Genomic DNA, 19,228 nt, shown 5'->3' with positions numbered 1-19,228 from the left:
AATCAACGTCGATGGAAATTGGGTTGCGTATAAAATATTAAAATACAATGACTTATGGAGATTTATCAATACAAATCTATCTCAAGGAACATCGACTTGTTCGTATTCGCAATGCGAAGGTCGGGAGTTCGATCCTCCTCCTCCCACCAACTTTATCCGAGTGTTTGAAACAGCCCATCTTTGCAGTCACTGAGAGATAAGCGTCCCGACAAAGCCGGCCTCGGCCGTAATGCCGTTCAGTTAAGCAACTGAACGGCATTTTTATTGGGTGCGCAGATGGGTTGTAAACAGGGCGTGTCGATGTTAGCTTTCACGCCATGCTGGCCGATGATCTGCGCTTCCTTGTTGAGTCACAGCCGCCGCTCGAATGGGGACGGCTGGGCCAGCATCTGCCGTATGAATGGATCGAGTATGCCGTGCAGGCCACCGGCAGCGCCAGCGTGCGCCGGCGTCGGTTACCCGCGCAGCAGGTCGTCTGGCTGGTGATTGCGCTAGCGCTGTACCGGCACCAGTCGATCAGCGAAGTCGTCGATGAACTGGACCTTGCGCTGCCTGCCCCGGATGCGTCATTTGTCAGCAAGAGCGCCGTCGCCCAGGCGCGACAGCGCATCGGGGCCGCACCACTGGCCTGGCTGTTTCACGAATCGGCCAGAAACTGGGTCGCGCAGGATCAGGCGCGGTACCTCTTCAAGGGATTCTCACTGTTCGCGATGGATGGCACCACGCTGCGCACCGCCGACAGTGCCGCCAACCGCAGACATTTCGGCGCCTCGGCCGCCGCTCATGGCCGGATTGGCAGCTATCCCCAACTGCGTGCAGTAACCCTCACCGCACTGGCCACGCATCTGGTACGTGATGCAGTGTTCGGCCCTTACGATATCAACGAGATGATCTGGGCGCGCGAACTCATCGATCGTGTGCCGGCTGATTCCATCACCGTATTCGATAAAGGCTTCCTGTCGGCCCAGCTGCTGTGCAATCTTGTTTCAGGTGGCCAGAACCGGCATTACATCATCCCGGCCAAATCCAATTTGCGCTGGGAGGTCGTGAGCGGGTGCGACGGGGACCAGATCGTGCGCATGCGCGTGTCGCCGCAGGCCCGTGCGAAATGCCCGGATCTGCCCGAATTCTGGCAAGCGCGCGCCGTGCTTGCCGTCGATGCAAAGGGGCGGCAACGAACACTGCTGACGTCCCTGACCGATCGAAGGCGTTTCCGGGGCGCCGATATTGTGTCGTGCTACGAGCGTAGCTGGCAGATCGAGACCAGTTACCATGAACTGAAACAGTCGATGCTGGGCATGGACCTGACTCTGCGTAGTCAGACCGTGGAAGGTGTCTACCAGGAGTTCTGGGGGGCGTTGATCGCCTATAACCTGATCCGCCTGGAGATGGCCAAAGCGGCGATCGACGCCGGGCACTCACCCGAAGAAATCAGCTTCATCCGCGCGTTCCACACCATTCAGTACGAAATGACGTGGGCCGCCGTGACGCGCTCGTACGGCAAACTGCCCACGCTGCTCAAGCGCCTGCGTGAACGGCTCAAGCAACTTCCCAACGAGAAACGGCCCGGACGCAGATGCGTTCGGGCCGTCAAATCCAGACCGTTTCGTTACACAGTTCGAGTTCTCAAAAGAGACCTTAACTGAACGGCATTAGGCCTTGAGCCGGCTTTGTCGTTTTCACCGCCCTGTGACGCTACACGACTCCCCATCATTGCCTTGATCAACGACACCGCGCACCCCACCCCATTCTCCTCCCGCATCAGACCGCCAATCGTTTGAGCGCGAACCCGCACCTCCGCCCGTTCGGCATAATCAATAGCGCGAGAAAGCCCAGCCGCCCGCAGATTCTTCCCGTCCACCGGTTCACCCGCAATGCCCGCGCGCTGAAGCCGATTGGCCCAAAAGAACTGGTCCCCCGCAAACGGAACCACGACCGAAGGAATGCCAGCTCGTGCGGCGGAGTGACTCGTCCCCGAACCGCCGTGATGGACCACGACGGACATTCTCGGAAAGAGCCACTCGTGAGGAATATCCCCGACCACATGAAAGTTCGCGGGCAAGCTTGAAACGTCCATATCGCTCCAGCCGCGATGAAGCAACGTCCGCCTGCCTCCTGCCGCGGCGATCACTTCCTCCAGCGCCGTTTGCGCATTGAACGACGTCATGCTCCCAAACCCGACGTAGATCGGCGCGTCGCCTTGCGCCAGAAACTCCGCCAAATCCTGCGGCGGTGTCCAGTCGGTCAACGGTGTTATCCATTGCCCACACAAGTGCGCGTTGGCGGGCCAGTCGGCAGGCGGATTCACCAAACGGGGCGAGACGCCATAAAGCATCGGATGCTCGGTCCACAGCCCCTGCCGCGGAGGAAGCTTGCATACCGTCGCGCGAGCCGCATTGAGCTTCTTACGAAACGCGCGCCACAGAACGCCATTGACGAACGCGTGGCTGGCGCGGTTCAGAAACGATGGAACCCGCGTGGGCGGAAAGAACGGCGAGGCAAACGCGCGCGTCGGGCTGATGGGAATCAGGCCGGCGCCGATCGCTTTTACGCCGAGGTATTCGGCAGCCGACAATCCCACGAACGCCGCGAGACCGGAGACGATCACGGCGTCGCATCCATCCCCCGCCGTCACCGTTTCGCGAAGCCAGGCCTCCGCATGGTCGTTCGCGATGCCTGCCAGCGCGTTCGCTGTGTTGTTGAATCGGCTTCTTCCCGCCACGGCACCAGCGCCGCTCAGCGCTGGTTGCAAACTGGCCTTGATGTCGCCGGCCAACGCGGTCACCGGAATGCCCAATGCCCGTCCCGACTCGAGTGTTGCACGGTCGCCAAGCAAGCGCGCTTCATGCCCCGCGTCGACGAGCGCCGCACACAGCGCGGCTAGCGGTCGCGTATCGCCCTCGGTGCCGTACGTGACGACGACGAATTTCATGACTTCCCGGCCCTCCTGTCCGTCAACGTGGTCGACGTGCTCGCACCATTGACGAACAGGTCGACGACCGCCGCGAACTCCCGTTTCAGTTTGAGTCCCGGCAGCGTCAGCCAGCGCATCAGCGCACCGAGATACAGGTGATGAAAGAGCGCGGCCAGGTGCGCGGCAGGGAGGTCGTCACGCAACTCGCCCGCAGCCTGACCTTTGGCGATCAGCAGCGCGAAACCGTCGGTCATATCGGCCTTAGAGGCCGCATCATCGCGCCCCGCCGACGGCGCAAGGCTGAGAAAGCGAAACCGGATATACGGCAACAGCAACGAACCGTGCTTTTCGCACCAGGCTGCCGACGCGTCCAGCAGCAGGGACAACGCCGCCACGAAAGTGGTCTGACGGGCTATGCGTTGTTGCAAGCGGACGAGGTCCGCCTGCAGTTGTGCATGAATCCAATGCGCCAGAACCGCTTCTTTGGTCGCGAAATGGTTGTAGAGCGTGCCCTTCGCGACATCCGCGCCGGCTGCGATCTGTTCCATCGTCACAGTGTCGAAGCCGTGCGTTTCGAATAGGCGTATGGCGGTTTCAGCCAGCAGCGCTTGTGTCTGAATCTGCTTGCGCGCGCGTCGGCCGGAAGGATCGGGATCGGGCATGATATTGTATAAAATAAACGACGTTTAAAATTGAACGTCGTTCAAATTTATCATGCCACGTTGTTACCCGCGACGTCAACCGGCCGGCGTTGTGCGGATTGCCGGCGATTTCCGGGTGATTCGTTCGCGCGCGATCAGAACTTATCCCAGCCATCCTCGCCACTTGCGCCGGCACCGGCCAGCGCGACCACCGGTGCAGCGCTTGCATGCGCGACCCGACGCGCCGGAGGCGCTACGACCGCGCGCGGCCGCGTGTCTCTGCGCGAAGGCGAAACCGACACCGCGCCCCCCTCCCCATTCACAATCTGAAAAAACGCCACCACCTCGTTCAACTGCTGCCCCTGATCTTCCATCGACCTTGAAGCCGCCGCCGCCTCCTCCACCAGCGCCGCATTCTGCTGCGTAACATTGTCCATCTGCGTAATCGCCAGATTGACCTGCTCAATCCCGCGGCTTTGTTCCGTCGAAGCCGCCGCGATTTCCGCCATGATGTCCGTCACCTGCGCGACGGCCTGCGTGACTTCCGTCATCGTTTTACCCGCTTCACCCGCCAGCGCGGACCCATCGCGAATCTTCTCCACCGAGTTGGCGATCAGATCCTTGATCTCCTTCGCCGCGCTCGACGACCGTTGCGCGAGACTTCTCACCTCACTAGCCACTACCGCAAAACCACGCCCCTGTTCCCCTGCACGCGCCGCTTCAACCGCCGCGTTCAACGCCAGAATATTGGTCTGAAACGCAATCCCTTCGATGATCCCGGTGATCTCCGCGATCTTGGTCGAACTATCGCTGATGTCGTGCATCGTGCTCACCACCTGGCCGACCACCGTGCTGCCCTTGTGCGCCACCGACGAAGCATTCGCAGCCAACGTGCTGCCTTGCTGCGCGTTGTCGGCATTCTGCTTCACCGTCGAGGTGAGCTCTTCCATGCTGGACGCGGTTTCCTGAAGCGACGCGGCCTGCTGCTCGGTGCGCTGGCTCAGGTCCATATTGCCCGCCGCGATTTGCCGTGCTGCGCCGGCGATGCTGGCGCTGCTGTCGCGCACGCGCCCGACGATCGCCGTCAAGCGTTCGTTCATTTCGCGCAGCGCGCCGAGCAGCTTGCTGGTTTCGTCGCTGCCTTCGACGGCAATACGCGTGCGCAGATCGCCTTGCGATACCGTGCGCGCCACGTCGATCGCAAAACGCAAGGGGCCGGTCACCGCGCGCGTGATCATCACGCAGGCGCCGATCGCGAGCGCCACAGCGATCAGGCAGATCGCGATCAACAGATTGCGCTGGCTCACGTAATGCGCCGCGTAGTCGTTGATCATCTGTTCCTGGCGGCTACGTGTGTACTCGGCGTACGCGTCGGTCGAGCGGATCAGCGCGGCGAGCAGCGGCCGGCATTGGTCGTCCATCTTGACGATGGCGTCGTCGCGCTTGTTGGTCAGTGCGAGGTTGACGATGTCCGTGGCGACGGGGCCGTACAAGGCCTCCACGCGGTTGATTTCGGCGACGAGGCTGCGCGCTTTGTCCGAGGTATCGGACGTGGTCGCGATCATGTCGTTGAGTTTCTTCAGGTCGCTCTGCACGTCTTCATGCGCGCGCATCACGTCGGCCTTTTCTATTTCGAGGTCCTGAGGTTTGGTGACGAGCACCAGATTGCGCGCGGCGATCGCGCGCCGGTCGACCGCGGTGCGCACCTGCACGGCCATGTCCGCGCGCGCGTTGATGCCGTGGACAAAGTCGGAAAAACCATCGGTCGAATCGCTCAGTGCCTTGAGAGACAGGCCGGAAACCGCGACGACGATGACGGATAGCATGCCGAAACCGACAATCAGTTTGGCTTTGATAGACAGGTGCTGAAGTGTCACGATTTTCTTCTCCAAAAACGAAACGTTAGAAAGCGTTCGCAATGGACTCTCAGGTCCGGGCATGGGAGCGTCTATGTGACCGCTTCAACTGCAAAGCGGCCCTGCGCGGTTGATTTCCCCAAAATGGGTATCCCATTTACCGGATATCGGACTGGACGCTCGAGGACTTAAGGGGTATCGGGTATGTCTCTATTAGCTTGCACGCGATGAGCGAAGAAAGCGTAATTTCCTCAGAAGATGAGTGAATTTGCGCACTCGGTGACAGTATCGGGACGAACTTTCTTGTCGGCGGAAGCGGGCGTCGGCGCGCAACGGTCTGTTCGAGAAAAGCGAAGTCCGAAAAACGGCTTGAACAAGTGCTGGTTCGTCGTTATGATTGAGCAATCACTCATTTATTGCCGTTAGCCGGATCGAATCAGCATGGCCCGTCCCAAAAGCGAAGACAAACGTAACGCCATCCTTGCCGCCGCGGCCTCGGTGATCGCCGAGCAGGGGCTGGGTGCGCCGACTGCGCGGATTGCAAAGCTGGCGGCTGTGGCGGAAGGCACGCTGTTCACGTACTTCGACAGTAAAGACGACTTGCTGAACGCGTTGTACCTGGACATCAAGGCCGAACTGCGCGAAGTGATGATGACCACGTATCCGCAGCACGCGAGCGTGAAGGAGCGTGTTCAGCACGTGTGGAACCAGTTCGTCGACTGGGGCGTCGCGCAACCGCAAAAGCGCCGCGCCATGGCGCAACTGACCGTGTCCGAAAGGCTCACCGAGCATACGCGGGCCACCGGCATGCAGTCGTTTGCCGACATCAACGGAATGATCAAGGCGAGCGTGGCGAGCGGCGCGTTGCACGATCATCCGCCGGCGTTTCAGTCGGCGATCATGAGCGCGCTCGCGGAAACCACCATGGATTTCATCGCACGCGAACCGGACCAGGCCGCGCGCTATCGTGCGGCCGGTTTTGACGCGTTCTGGAACGCGATCGCCAAACACTAAGTTTTTTTGTCTTATTAATGAGTGATTGCTTGCTCATTTAAATCGAAGGAGCGCATCATGTCGAAAGTCTGGCTGGTAACAGGAAGTGCTCGCGGCCTTGGGCGCGAGATCGTCGAAGCCGCGTTGCAAGCGGGCGAGCGGGTCGTCGCCACGGCGCGCGATCCGGGCCGCCTGCAGGATCTGGTGGCGCGCTACGGCGAGCAGGTTCGCGCGGTCGCGCTAGACGTCACCGATCCGGCGGCGGCGCGCGACGCGGTGCAGAGCGCCGTCGACGCATTCGGCCGCCTCGACGTGGTGGTCAACAACGCGGGCTTCGGCCATCTGGTGCCGTTCGAACAAACCAGCGAGGACGATTTCCGCGCGCAGATCGACACGAACTTCTACGGCGTGGTGAACGTGACGCGCGCTGCGTTGCCGGTGCTGAGGCAGCAGCGCGCTGGGCACATCATCCAGATTTCGTCGGTCGGCGGACGCGTCGGGATCGCGGGGCTGGGGGCGTATCAGGCGGCGAAGTGGGCGGTCGGCGGTTTCACCGAAGTCCTGAGCCAGGAGCTCGCGCCGTTCGGCGTCCACGTCACCGCGCTCGAGCCGGGTGGGATGAAAACGGAGTGGGGCAACGAGGCGTCCGGCGCGACGCCTGCGTTGCTGCCGGACTATGAGTCGTCGGTGGGCGCGATCGTCGGGATGCTGAAGCAGTACATCGGTCGCGAAGCCAGCGATCCGGCGAAGGTGGCGCAAGTCGTGCTGAAGCTCGCCTATCACGACGCGCTGCCGGCGCATCTGTTGCTGGGCAGCGATGCATTGCACTATTGCGGTGAAGGCGAGAAGGCGCGCGCGGCGAACGCCGAAGCGTGGCACGCCGTCAGCCTGTCGACGGATTTCTCCGCGCCGGCGCAACTGCCCGCGTTTCCCGCCGCACCGGCGAAAGCCTGAGCGTTTATTGTGAAAAACGCGGCAATCGGCACGGCGGCGTCGAATCGGCGCCGCACAACTGAGGACACACACCATGCCCAACTGGACCACTGCTGACATTCCCCGTCAGACCGGCCGCCTCGCGGTGATCACCGGCGCGACCGGCGGGCTCGGTTTCGAAACGGCGCTGGCGCTGGCTGGCGCCGGTGCCGATGTTGTGCTGACCGGACGTAACGCGCAAAAAGGGCAAGCCGCGCTCGAAAAGATTCGCGCGCAACATCCCGCCGCGTCGATCCGTTATACGCATCTCGATCTGGCGAGCCTCGCGTCCGTGCGCCAGTTCGCCGATCAATTCGCGTCCGGGCACGCGGCGCTCGATCTGTTGATCAACAACGCCGGCGTGATGACGCCGCCCACGCGGCAAACCACCTCGGACGGTTTCGAACTGCAATTCGGCACCAACTACCTCGGTCACTTCGCGCTGACCGAACGCTTGCTGCCGCTGCTGCGTGCAGGACGCGAGCCGCGCGTGGTCAATCTGAGCAGCGGCGCGCACAAGATCGGCGCCGCGATTCATTTCGACGATCTGCAATGGCAGCACGGCTACAAGCCGTGGCCCGCGTACGCGCAGTCGAAGCTGGCGATGCTGATGTTTGCGCTCGAACTGCAGCGCCGCAGCGACGCGAACGGCTGGGGGCTGCTGAGTAACGCGGCGCATCCCGGCTACGCGCGCACCGATCTGATCGCCAACGGCCCGGGCGCCGACACGCTGCTGCAGGCGATCAACCGCATGACATTCGAGCCGCTCGCGAGCCAATCGGCCGCAGACGGCGCATTGCCGACGCTGTTCGCCGCGACTTCTCCCGAAGCTCGCCCCGCCGGTTATTACGGACCGACCCGCCTGTTCGAACTGAAAGGGCCGCCGGGCGACGCGCAGATTTCCCGCCTCGCGCAAGACAAAGCGATCGCCGCGCGTTTGTGGACAGTTTCCGAAGCACTCACCAACGCGCGCTGGCCTCGCGCGACCCTGGAGCACGCATCATGAAGGTTCTGATTTTTGGCGCGACCGGCATGGTCGGACAGGGCGTCTTGCGCGAATGCTTGCGTGCGCCGGATGTCGAGGTGATCCAGACGATCGGCCGTACGCGCAGCGGCCAGCTCGACCCACGTCTCATCGAAGTGATCCAGCCGGACCTGATGAACTACAGCGCGCTGGAAAGCCAGCTCACCGGTTTCGACGCATGTTTCTTCTGCCTCGGCGTTTCGTCGGCGGGCATGAAGGAGGCGGACTATACGCGCCTCACCTATGACCTGACGCTGGCGGCGGCGCGCACGCTCGCGCGTCTCAACCCGGGCATGACCTTCGTCTACGTGTCCGGCGCGAGTACCGACAGCACCGAGCGCGGCCGCAGCATGTGGGCGCGCGTCAAAGGCCGCACCGAGAACGCGCTACGGCAACTGCCGTTCAAAGCCGTCTACCTGTTCCGCCCGGGCGTGATCGAACCGCTGCACGGCGTCCGCTCGAAAACGCGTTCATACCGGCTGTTCTACACGCTAGCCAAACCCATTCTGCCGATGCTGCGCGCGCTGCTGCCGAACTACGTGCTGAGCACCGAAGACATCGGCCTGGCCATGCTGACGGTCGCGCGCCACGGCGCCGCCAAGGCCGTGCTCGAAACCGTCGACATTCGCGCGCTCAGCCGCCCGGCGTCCGCCCCCGCGCTCGATCTGCACGCCGGCTAAGCGCCCCGGTTTTCGTTCAAGCCCGAAAAAGCGGCCTATTCAATCGTTTGACGCATTGCCGTGTCTGGTACGCTACGGGCAAACGGGACGCGCTATTGCGGACGCGGCCTCCTTCTTCACGCGCGTGGTTCAGCGCATGCATGAACGAACCTGCCATGGTGACGCGCCGACCGAACATCGTGATTGCGATCAGTATCGTGCTGGCCAGCGCGATACTCGCGATCGCCGTGTGGGTGCTGGCCCAAATGCGCGACGACGCGCTGCGGCGCGCCCAGGACTCCGTCTTCAACGTTTCCCTGCTGATCGAGCGCGACGTGTCGCGCAATCTGGAGATCTACGATCTGTCGCTGCGCGCGGTGATCGACGGTCTGAAGCAGCCCGGCGTGCTGGACCTGGATCCGGCTTTGCGTCAGATGGTGCTGTTCGACGGCTCGGCCAGCGCCAAAGACCTCGGTTCGCTACTCGTCGTCGACGAAGCGGGCAACATCCGCTTCGATTCGCAAGCCAATCCGCCGCGCAAGATCAATGTCGCCGATCGCGACTACTTCAAGGTTCAGCGCGATTCGCCCAACGTCGGCCTGTATCTCAGTCACCCGTTCATCCCGAAGGTGACCGGCAAAGACGTCAGCATCGCGTTGAGTCGGCGGATTTCCAAGCCGGACGGCAGCTTCGGCGGCGTGGTGGTCGGCACGATGCGGCTGACTTACTTCCGCAGCCTGTTCGCCGGCATGAACCTCGGCAGCGGCGGTTCGATGGCGCTGATGCTGACCGACGGCACCATGCTGATGCGGCGTCCTTACGATCCGAAGATCATCGGCATCGGCCTCGCCGGCACCGCCAACTATTCGCGCTTTCTCACCCAGCCTAGCGGCGACTTCTTCGGCACGGCGGCGATCGACGGCGTCGAGCGCTGGTACGCGTTCCGCCATATCGACATGTATCCGCTGATCCTCGACGTCGCGCTGTCCACGCGTGACATCTACGTGGAATGGCGGCACCGCGCGTGGATCATCGGTTCGCTGATCGCCGCGCTCGACCTGACGATCATCGCGCTGGCCTTGCTGTTTTCGCAGCAGTTGCGGCATCGCCGCGCCGCCGAGGAAGAGTTGCGCATGCTGGCGCGCACCGACGGGCTGACCGGCCTGAACAATCGCCGCACCTTCGAAGAGGAGGTCGACGCGGAATGGCGCCGCGCGCAACGCAACGGCTGGGCGCTGTCGATGCTGCTGATCGACGTCGACAATTTCAAGGGTTTCAACGATCTGTACGGTCATTCGGCGGGCGACGATGCGCTCGTCACCGTCGCCCGCAGCATCTCGCAGAACGTGCGGCGTCCGGGCGACACGGCGGCGCGCTACGGCGGCGAGGAGTTCGCGGTGCTGCTGCCGGATACCGACGCGGCCGGCGCGGCGCACATCGCCGAGAAGATTCGCGCGGCAATTCATGCCCGCGAGTTGCGCCATGTGGCGAGTTCGCATCATGTGCTGACGGTGAGCGTGGGCGTCGCCACGACCAACGGCCACGCCTTCGCAACGAGCCGCGCGCTGATCAACGCCGCCGACGAGGCGCTCTACGAAGCCAAAGACGCAGGCCGTAATCGCGTGATGGGTTATCGCGCGACGGTTCATACGCACGCTCGCAAGGCGGCGGTGACGCCGGGGCACTAACGCGACCTTCAGCGACCTTCAGCGACTTGAAGCGACCTGAAGCGACCTGAAGCGCGCGCCGTCATTGCAGACCGTGCGGTCGCGCGTAAATTTCACCCGGATAATATGTTGCGCCCAAATTTCACCCGGGTATAATTCGGCAAATCTTCTTTCAGGAGTTTGTCGTGACCTCGCCTATCGCTACTTGCACCGCCTTTGAAGGGCATCGCCGCATCGCCTCGGGTTCACTGCCGGAGGTCGCGTTAGCGGTCAAAGCGGTGCTCGCGCGCGGTGAACAGGCACCGGTGCTGATCTTCGACGACATCACGAGCCAGCCGGTCGAGTTCGATCTGCGCGGCACGTCGGAGGAGATCGTGGCGCGGCTCGCCAGCCAGGAGCGGGGCAGTGAAGCGGCCGCCGAACAGACCGCCGCGACGGAGGACGACACACCGCGCGGCCGGGGCCGGCCCAAGCTCGGCGTCGTAGCCCGCGAGGTCACGTTGCTGCCGCGTCATTGGGATTGGCTGAACGGACAATCGGGCGGCGCGTCGGTGGCGTTGCGCAAGCTGGTCGAGGCGGCGCGCGTCGCGGGTGAGGACAAGGACCGTCGACGCGCGGCGCAGGAAGCCGTCTATCGCTTCATGACCGCGCTGGCCGGTAATCTGCCGGACTACGAAGACGCCACGCGCGCGCTCTATGCGAACGACCGGTCGCGGTTTGCGGCGATCGTCGCGGCATGGCCGGACGATGTAAGCGCGCACGCGTTACGGCTTGCCGAAAGCGCTTTCGCCGCGATCGCATAACCCACGGACGAAAAAAAACCGCTCACGCCGGGGAAGCGTGAGCGGCAAGTCGGAGAGTTACAACATCGCATGCAGTTCATGGGCTGAACGCAGCAAACGCAGTCTAAGAGACCGGTTTACCCCAATACATCGGACAAATCCCAAACGCCCTTGCGGCTTGCGGCAGCACAGACGTGGCGTCGCGATCCGGCCCCGCTCGACATCCGCTCGCTTACATCATCCTTTCCCGGTTATTCCTGCCATTTGTCTGATCAAGACTCCGTCCTGAGAGCCGTAAAAGAGAAGGAGCGTCGCTACGTACCCAACTGATCTCGAACGGGGTCGCTGTGGCGCGATGGCGAAACAGCCTGTCGAGACCTTGTGAAGGGAAGAAGAGATGAAGTGGTTCGACCGCATGACCGTATTCCGCAAACTGTTGCTGGCGTTCGCCGTCGTGATCGGCTTTTGCGTCGTGATCGGCGCGACGGCGTTGAGCACGCTGTCGTCGATGCATGACATTACGACCGTGATCGGCGACAAACACATGAATGGCCTCTACTGGATGGAAGAGGCCAATCGCCACAAGATCGATTCCGATCTGGCCGCCGCGAATCTCGGCTATGCCACCGACGACGCCGGCCGTCAAAAGTTGAAGGACGGCATCGTCGGGTCGCTGAAGACCATGCACAGCGCCTACGACGAGTATCGCAAGACCGTCGGCACCGGCAAGGGCCAGGAGATGTTCGACGGCGTGCTGCGTGAATCGGCGGTGTGGGAAGGCATCGTGCATCAGCAGATCGGGCTCGAGCCGATTCCGGCCGGCGTCGACAACAACGAACTCGTACGTCGCGCGATTGCCGCCAGCGAAGCGCTGCGCGACCGCATTACGGCGCTGATCGACTATCGCCGCGAGCAAGCCAACGACGCGCAGCAGGACGCGAGCGCCAACTACCAGCACATGCGGATCGTGATGAGCGTGCTGGTGCTGGGCGCGATCGTCGTGGGTATGTTGCTCGCCACGCTGATCGCGCGCCGTCTGGCACGTCAGCTCGGCGGCGAGCCGGACTACGCGATGCAGATCGCCAACCGGATCGCCGACGGCGACCTGAGCGTGCGCGTCGACACTCGCGCCGGCGACACCGACAGCATGCTGTTCGCGCTGCGCAACATGCGCGAGCGGCTGGCGGGCATCGTGTCGGGCATCAGCGAATCGAGCGAGTCGATCCTGATGGCGTCGGGCGAGATAGCGCAGGGCAACACCGATCTGTCGCAACGCACCGAAGAACAGGCCGCCGCGTTGCAGGAAACCGCGTCGAGCATGCAGGAACTCACGTCGACCGTGAAGATGAACGCCGAGAACGCGCAGCAGGCGGGCGGCGTGGCGCATGGCGCGTCGGAAGTCGCGGCGCGCGGCAGCAGCCTGGTGGGCGACGTGGTCGAGACCATGCGCGAGCTGGCGGCCGGGTCGAAGCGCATGACCGACATCATCGCGGTGATCGAAGGGATCGCGTTCCAGACCAACATTCTCGCGCTGAACGCGGCCGTCGAGGCGGCGCGTGCCGGCGAGCAGGGGCGCGGCTTCGCGGTCGTGGCGGGCGAAGTGCGCTCGCTCGCGCAACGCAGCGCGGTGTCGGCCAAGGAGATCAAGGAACTGATCGAAAGCTCGACGGCGCGCGTGGGCAGTGGCGCGGAACTCGCCGAGCGCGCCGGCCAGACCATGGCCGAAGTCACGCACGCGGTGAAGCGCGTGACCGACATCATGGGCGAGATTTCGTCGGCGTCGCAGGAACAGAGCACCGGCATCGAGGAAGTCAACCGCGCGGTCGCGCAGATGGACGACGTGACCCAGCAGAACGCCGCGCTGGTCGAGCAGGCGGCGGCCGCGGCGGCGTCGATGGCGGATCAGGCGCGGCAACTGCAAGCGGCCGTGACGGTGTTCTCGCTCGAAGCGCGCGCCGCTTGAGGGGCGTTCGTGCGAGCCGCCTGAGTCGCTTGAGCTGTGTGAATCACGGCTCGCGGCGTGCTCGTACATCAGTGAAAGCCACGCGTTTAACCACCCTTGCCAGGCCCATTGGCACTCCGTACACTCGCGCCTAATTCTTGAGCGGCGGCGCCTCGTTCCGGCGTCGTCCACGATAAAACACGCCGAACAGAGGAGAACCCCCGCCATGGCCGATTCCTATTTCCCCCGCTGGCGCCGCCAGTCTGCCGGTGCCGAAGGCCGTATCGTCAGTACAGACGAACGGCTCGCGTGGCCGCAAATGGTCGCGATGGGCGTGCAGCACGTCGTTGCCATGTTCGGTTCGACCGTGCTCGCGCCGCTGCTGATGGGCTTCGATCCGAACCTCTGCATCTTCATGTCGGGGATCGGCACCTTGCTGTTCTTCGTGCTGGTGGGCGGCCGCGTGCCGAGCTATCTCGGTTCGAGCTTCGCGTTCATCGGTCTCGTGATCGCGGTGACAGGCTACGGCGGTCACGGTCCGAATCTGAACATTGCGGTGGCGCTGGGCGGGATCATCGCGTGTGGTGTGGTGTACGCGATCATCGGGCTGATCGTGTCGGCGGTCGGCACGCGCTGGATCGAAACGCTGATGCCGCCGGTCGTGACAGGGGCGATCGTCTGCGTGATCGGTTTGAATCTCGCGCCGATCGCGGTACACGGTGTGAGCGGCAGCAACTTCGAATCGTGGATGGCGCTGGTCACCGTGCTGTGCGTCGGCGCGGTGGCGGTGTTCGCGCGCGGCATGCTGCAGCGTCTGCTGATTCTCGTCGGCCTGCTGATGGCCTATGTGATCTACGCGATCGTCACGAACGGTCTCGGCATGGGCAAGCCGATCGACTTCTCGATCGTCGCGAACGCCGCGTGGTTCGGCATGCCGCATTTCACGGCGCCCGTCTTCAATATGCAGGCCATGGCCTTGCTTGCACCGATCGCGGTGATTCTCGTCGCGGAAAATCTCGGCCACATCAAGGCCGTCAGCGCGATGACCGGACAGAATCTCGACGGCTATGTCGGCCGCGCGTTTCTCGGCGACGGGCTCGCGACCATCGTGTCGGGCTTTGCCGGCGGCACCGGTGTGACAACGTACGCCGAGAACATCGGCGTGATGGCCGTCACCAAGATCTATTCGACGCTGGTGTTCGTGATCGCGGCGTTGATCGCGCTGGTGCTGGGTTTCTCGCCGAAGTTCGGCGCGGTGATTCAGACCATTCCGGGTCCGGTGCTGGGCGGCGTGTCGATCGTCGTGTTCGGGCTGATCGCCGTGACCGGCGCGCGCATCTGGGTCGTCAACAAGGTGGACTTCTCCGACAACCGCAACCTGATCGTGGCCGCGGTGACGCTCGTGCTGGGCGCGGGCGATTTCTCGTTGAAGCTCGGCGGATTCGGGCTCGGCGGGATCGGTACCGCGACGTTCGGCGCGATCATTCTGTACGCGCTGCTGCGTAGGAAACCGGCGCAAGGGCCGGTCGCGTGATCGCGGTTTAGACCGGCGCTACGCGCGGTCTTGCCGGCGGTGTTGGGGTTTAAAGGCAGTCTCCAGACCAACGCCGCCGCCCATGCAAACCACGCCTTATTTCTTGCGCGCGGTCAGCGCCGTCTCCGACAGATCCACCTCGCGCATCAGCTTGTTCAACGTCTCGTCGTTGATCTGCTGACTGTTGCGTAGCGTCAGCAAGGTCTTGCGTTCGGCGCGCATCGCAGCCAGCTTCATTCTGAACTCCAACGCATCGGCGAGGCGCGCCAGCTCGCGCGGTTCCTGTTCGTCGTCGAGCGTGGCGAGGCGGCGCCGGTACAGATCCATCACGCGTGCGGTGACATCTGCCGCGTAGGCCGAGGCCGATTCTTCCAGGCCGGCGCACTCTTTATCGTGCATCACGTCGATGGCGCGAATCGCGGCTTGCGCCGCCATCGTGCGGGCGAGCGCTTCTTCAGCCGCATGCGGATCGCGGCCCTTGCGCCAGCCGCGCAGCAGCAACGGCAACGCCACCACCGCCACCAGCAGCGACACCAGAATCACGCCCGACGCGATGAAAATCGCCAGATCGCGGCCCGGCAGCGGTGCGCCACCCGGCAACATTTCCGGCAACGACAACACACCCGCCAGCGTCACCGCGCCGCGCACGCCGGCGACGGTCGTCACCGTGACCGTGCGCAAACCCGGCACCGCGTTCGCCACGCCACGTTTCGTCGCGCCTCGGCTTGCGAACCAGCGCAGCAGCCACACCCACACGAAGCGCATCGCGTAGAGCGCCAGCGCCACCGCAGCGATGTAACCGATCAGCAGCCCGACCTGGGCGTCGCTGGTTTCGTGCGCGTCCAGCAGCGCGCGGCCGAGAATGTGCGGAAACTGCAGCCCCAGCAGAATGAACACCATGCCGTTGAAGACGAACTCGATCATGGTCCAGGTGCTGTTCGAGCGCACGCGCGACGACACCGGCCCCGCGTTCGCAATGCTCGCGTAGTTCATCATCATGCCGGCGGCGACCGCGGACAGAATGCCGGACAACTCGAAGCGCTCGGCGATCAGGTACGCGGCGAACGGAATCAGCAAGGTCATCACGACGCCGGGCGCCGGATCGCCTTCTTCGTTGAGACTCAGAAAATGCGCCGACACGAAACTGAACAGCCAGCTCACCGCCGCGCCCGTCGCGAGTCCGCCCGCGGCGATGATCACGAAGCTGATCGACGCGTCGCGCAGCGAGAACACACCGGTCAGCGCGGCGGCGATCGCGAACTTCAGCGCGACGAGGCCGGACGCGTCGTTCATCAACGCTTCGCCTTCGAGGATATGCATCAGCCGGCCAGGAATCTTGCCCTTGCCGACAATGCCGGACAGCGCCACCGCGTCGGTCGGCGACAACACGGCGGCGAGCGCGAACGCGACCGGCAGCGAAATCGCCGGCACCAGCGCATGCACGAAATAGCCGACCACCAGCACCGTCATGAAGACGAGGCCGAGCGCGAGCATCAGGATCGAGCGGCGCGCCATGAACAGCTCGCGTTTCGGAATGCGCCAGCCATCCGCGAACAGCAGCGGCGGGATGAACAGCATCATGAAGATGTCGGGATCGAAGGTGACGTGCAGTCCGAGCTTCGGCCACGCGAGCATCGCGCCGATCGCAATCTGCACGAGCGGCAGCGGCAACGTGAACGGCAGCATACGGATGACGATACCCGACGCGGAGACGGCCAGCAGAAGAATCAATACGGTAAAAACAATGTCCATCGGTCTGTTTCTGGGGATATGACGGGAGTGACTTTAGAGATGCTTGACGCTGCCGCCGCATGGGCTTTGCGACGACGCGACGTCGAAGTGTAGCCTGCGAAGTTTAGCCCGATGAACGCTCGCCCTCTTGCGAGCCCGGCAACGTAGCTGGGCGTTTGCTCACAGCCCGGTCCAATGCATGGCCATCGCCCCGCGCACCGTATCGGTGCGCGTTGCGCCCACGTGCGGCGCATTGGCCCTTGCGCCGTGCAATCTCTGATGCAAACTTCATTCGAATGTGCGCCAGCGTGCGCATGGAGCTTGCTTAAGAGATATCGATGACGCACATTTTGAGAATTGGCGCCGCCGTTGTTCGCTTCCGCGTTCGGACCGGCCCGGCTCTCGCGTGAGAGGATTGCATGACGATTGCGCAACAGGAAAGAACGGCCAGCGTGCCGCATGGCTTCGACGTCGAGGTGACGTCGGGGCTCGAACGTTATTCGGTTCAGCATGGCGAGCTGACGCTGACCAGCGTGTTTCAACCGATTTTCAGCTTGTCGCATATGCGGGCGGTCGGCTACGAGGGACTGCTGCGCGCGCACGACGCGCTCGACCGTCCCGTGTCGCCGCTCGACGTATTCGGCGAGGCCGCCCGTCTGGGCGACGTGCTGCAAGTGGACCGGCTGGCGCAGACCCTGCATCTGGAGAACTTCAAGGTACTGGGCGCCGAGCGCGAATGGCTGTTCCTGAACGTGCATCCCGGCGCGCTCACCGATCCGTATCTGTCGGCGGCGTTGCTGGCCACGCTCAAGCGCCTCGACCTGCCGCCGCGGCGCATCGTGCTCGAAGTGCTCGAACATCGCGCGGAAGACCTGGAACGTCTCGCCGACGCCGTGCGTCAATTCCGCGAGCGCGGCTTCCTGATCGCGCTCGACGATTTCGGCGCGGGGCACTCGAACGTCGAACGGATCTGGCAGTTGAATCCCGATATCGTGAAGCTCGACCGCATCATGCTGTCGCATGCCGCGCATCGCGCGGACATGGCGACGATTCTGCCGGGGCTCGTCGCGTTGCTGCACGAAGCGGGCAAGCTCGTGCTGATCGAAGGTGTGGAAACCGAACACGAAGCGCAGATGGCGCTCGCCTGCAACGCGGACTTCGTGCAGGGCTTTTTCTTCGGCCGGCCGAATCCGGCCGCGGCTGACGCGGCGCATGCCGCCGAGTGCATCAGCGAACTCACCGAGCGGTATCGCGATCAGACCGAAGCGCGCGAGCGGCGCAGTGCGAGCCGTCTCGTGCCGTATCTGCGGGCGTTCGAGCGCGCTGCCGAGCGTCTGGCGGCCGGTGAACCGCTGGAAGAAGTGTGCTGGAATTTTCTCGCGCTCGATCACGCGGCGCGTTGTTTCCTGCTCGACGCCAAAGGCAAGCAGGCCGGCCGCAACGTCGTGTTGCGTGCGGATCGCGCGGCGCACGAAACGCGCTTTCTACCGCTGGCGGACGCGCAAGGGGCGAACTGGTTGCGTCGTCCGTATTTCCGCGACGCGATCAATTCGCCGGAACGCGTGCATGTGACGCGTCCGTATCTGTCGATCAACGAGGCGTTGCCGTGCGTGACGCTTTCCGTAGCGACGCGCGTGGGTGAGCAGACCTGCGTGCTATGCGGCGACATCGATTGGGTCGAGGAATAAGCCAGATACGCCAGTCTGCGATGATGTCGTTTTCAACGACGACCCTCAGACGCGCCTATGTCCGTTCTACTCGAAGTGATTGCCACGACCGTTGCCGATGCGCGCCTCGCCGCGCAAGCGGGCGCTGACCGTCTCGAACTCATCACCGCGATGGGCGAGGGCGGTTTGACGCCGAGCGTCGGTTTGATCGAAGCGGTGGTGGCGGCCGTTGAGATTCCCGTGAACGTGATCGTGCGGCCGCATAGCCGCTCGTTCGTCTATGACGCGGACGATTACGCGGTGATGTGGCGCGACGTGCGCGCGGTCAAAGCGGCGGGTGCGAACGGCGTGGTGATCGGCATGCTGAACGCAGCGGGGGAGATTGACCGCGAAGCACTCACCCGAGCGATCGATGCGGCCGATGGCCTGGCTATCACCTTCCACCGCGCGTTCGATGAAACGCGCGATTTACGCAAAGCGTTGGACGTGCTGCTTGGTTTCCCTGAGGTGACGAACGTTTTGACTTCGGGCGGACAGGCGTCGGTATTGAATGCGGAAGCCACGATCCGTGAGCTGATACAGCAAGCGTCGGGATCGCATTGCACGGTGCTGGCGGGCGCGGGTTTAACCGTCGATGCGATCGCCGGTTTTGCGAGCCGAACGCAAGTCGACGCGGTGCACTTCGGTTCGGGCGTTCGCGTGGGCGGCAACGGCCTCGCGCCGGTCGACGCGGCTAGCGTCGCGAAGGTCCGAGCGGCGCTAAACATGAACGCATGAGCATGAACGCGTAACGTTCGACCACTGGAACCCCAACCCAAACAAAAATGCCGCTTCGAGTCCAAAACT

General features: G+C 63.4%; 15 protein-coding genes. 11 read left to right on the top strand and 4 right to left on the bottom strand.

Annotation, left to right across the window (positions count from 1 at the left end):
• Window positions 1–317: 317 nt before the first annotated feature.
• On the top strand, window positions 318–1,646 hold the full coding sequence (locus GGD40_RS11535) for an IS4 family transposase (RefSeq protein ID WP_179743778.1): 1,329 nt from the start codon (window positions 318–320) through the stop codon (window positions 1,644–1,646).
• On the opposite strand, the gene GGD40_RS11530 is transcribed toward GGD40_RS11535, so the two are convergent.
• The 3 genes from GGD40_RS11530 to GGD40_RS11520 all read right to left on the bottom strand — a co-directional run bounded on the left by GGD40_RS11530 (window position 1,610) and on the right by GGD40_RS11520 (window position 5,381).
• Complete coding sequence (locus GGD40_RS11530) at window positions 1,610–2,932, bottom strand: glycosyltransferase (RefSeq protein ID WP_257030394.1); 1,323 nt, start codon at window positions 2,930–2,932, stop codon at window positions 1,610–1,612. The two genes, GGD40_RS11535 and GGD40_RS11530, sit on opposite strands and share 37 nt — an antisense overlap.
• The gene (locus tag GGD40_RS11525; RefSeq protein WP_179743777.1) at window positions 2,929–3,576 is read right to left on the bottom strand and encodes a TetR/AcrR family transcriptional regulator; all 648 of its coding nucleotides are present in this window, start codon (window positions 3,574–3,576) and stop codon (window positions 2,929–2,931) included. Before GGD40_RS11525 ends, GGD40_RS11530 begins: the two co-directional genes overlap by 4 nt.
• A gap of 134 nt (window positions 3,577–3,710) precedes the next feature.
• Complete coding sequence (locus GGD40_RS11520; protein ID WP_373565326.1) at window positions 3,711–5,381, bottom strand: methyl-accepting chemotaxis protein; 1,671 nt, start codon at window positions 5,379–5,381, stop codon at window positions 3,711–3,713.
• Window positions 5,382–5,852: 471 nt separating this feature from the next.
• Here GGD40_RS11520 and GGD40_RS11515 point away from each other — a divergent pair, with 471 nt between their 5' ends.
• From GGD40_RS11515 to GGD40_RS11480, 8 genes are all read left to right on the top strand, one after another.
• Window positions 5,853–6,425, top strand: coding sequence for a TetR/AcrR family transcriptional regulator (locus GGD40_RS11515; protein ID WP_179743775.1), 573 nt, complete (start codon window positions 5,853–5,855; stop codon window positions 6,423–6,425).
• A 57-nt stretch (window positions 6,426–6,482) separates the two neighbouring features.
• A complete protein-coding gene (locus tag GGD40_RS11510) occupies window positions 6,483–7,358 on the top strand; it encodes an SDR family NAD(P)-dependent oxidoreductase (RefSeq protein ID WP_179707249.1) in 876 nt (291 codons plus the stop codon).
• Between the two features lie 73 nt (window positions 7,359–7,431).
• Window positions 7,432–8,382 carry an SDR family oxidoreductase gene (locus GGD40_RS11505; protein WP_179707247.1) on the top strand — a complete coding sequence of 317 codons (951 nt, stop codon included), beginning with the start codon at window positions 7,432–7,434 and terminating at the stop codon, window positions 8,380–8,382.
• Window positions 8,379–9,080 carry an NAD(P)H-binding protein gene (locus GGD40_RS11500; RefSeq protein ID WP_179707244.1) on the top strand — a complete coding sequence of 234 codons (702 nt, stop codon included), beginning with the start codon at window positions 8,379–8,381 and terminating at the stop codon, window positions 9,078–9,080. The genes GGD40_RS11505 and GGD40_RS11500 overlap by 4 nt, the downstream gene beginning before the upstream one ends.
• Before the next feature lie 155 nt (window positions 9,081–9,235).
• Window positions 9,236–10,747, top strand: a complete 1,512-nt coding sequence (locus GGD40_RS11495; RefSeq protein WP_179743774.1) for a sensor domain-containing diguanylate cyclase — start codon at window positions 9,236–9,238, stop codon at window positions 10,745–10,747.
• A gap of 164 nt (window positions 10,748–10,911) precedes the next feature.
• Entirely contained in the window at window positions 10,912–11,529 is a 618-nt protein-coding gene (locus GGD40_RS11490) for a DUF2239 family protein (protein ID WP_179743773.1), read from the top strand.
• Window positions 11,530–11,905: 376 nt separating this feature from the next.
• Window positions 11,906–13,471 carry a methyl-accepting chemotaxis protein gene (locus GGD40_RS11485; protein WP_179743772.1) on the top strand — a complete coding sequence of 522 codons (1,566 nt, stop codon included), beginning with the start codon at window positions 11,906–11,908 and terminating at the stop codon, window positions 13,469–13,471.
• 205 nt (window positions 13,472–13,676) lie between these two features.
• Window positions 13,677–14,984, top strand: a complete 1,308-nt coding sequence (locus tag GGD40_RS11480; protein WP_179707238.1) for a solute carrier family 23 protein — start codon at window positions 13,677–13,679, stop codon at window positions 14,982–14,984.
• Between the two features lie 96 nt (window positions 14,985–15,080).
• Here GGD40_RS11480 and GGD40_RS11475 read toward each other — a convergent pair whose 3' ends face one another.
• A complete protein-coding gene (locus GGD40_RS11475; RefSeq protein WP_179707236.1) occupies window positions 15,081–16,736 on the bottom strand; it encodes a Na+/H+ antiporter in 1,656 nt (551 codons plus the stop codon).
• A 398-nt stretch (window positions 16,737–17,134) separates the two neighbouring features.
• Between GGD40_RS11475 and GGD40_RS11470 the strand changes: the two genes are divergently transcribed.
• Window positions 17,135–18,403, top strand: coding sequence for a sensor domain-containing phosphodiesterase (locus tag GGD40_RS11470; RefSeq protein WP_179743771.1), 1,269 nt, complete (start codon window positions 17,135–17,137; stop codon window positions 18,401–18,403).
• A gap of 57 nt (window positions 18,404–18,460) precedes the next feature.
• Window positions 18,461–19,159 (top strand): copper homeostasis protein CutC, encoded by a 699-nt coding sequence (locus GGD40_RS11465; RefSeq protein ID WP_179743770.1) that lies wholly within the window; start codon window positions 18,461–18,463, stop codon window positions 19,157–19,159.
• The last annotated feature ends 69 nt before the right edge of the window (window positions 19,160–19,228 follow it).

This window comes from Paraburkholderia bryophila, from assembly GCF_013409255.1.
In the GTDB taxonomy this organism is placed as follows: domain Bacteria; phylum Pseudomonadota; class Gammaproteobacteria; order Burkholderiales; family Burkholderiaceae; genus Paraburkholderia.
This window is presented reverse-complemented; position numbering and strand designations above follow the sequence as displayed.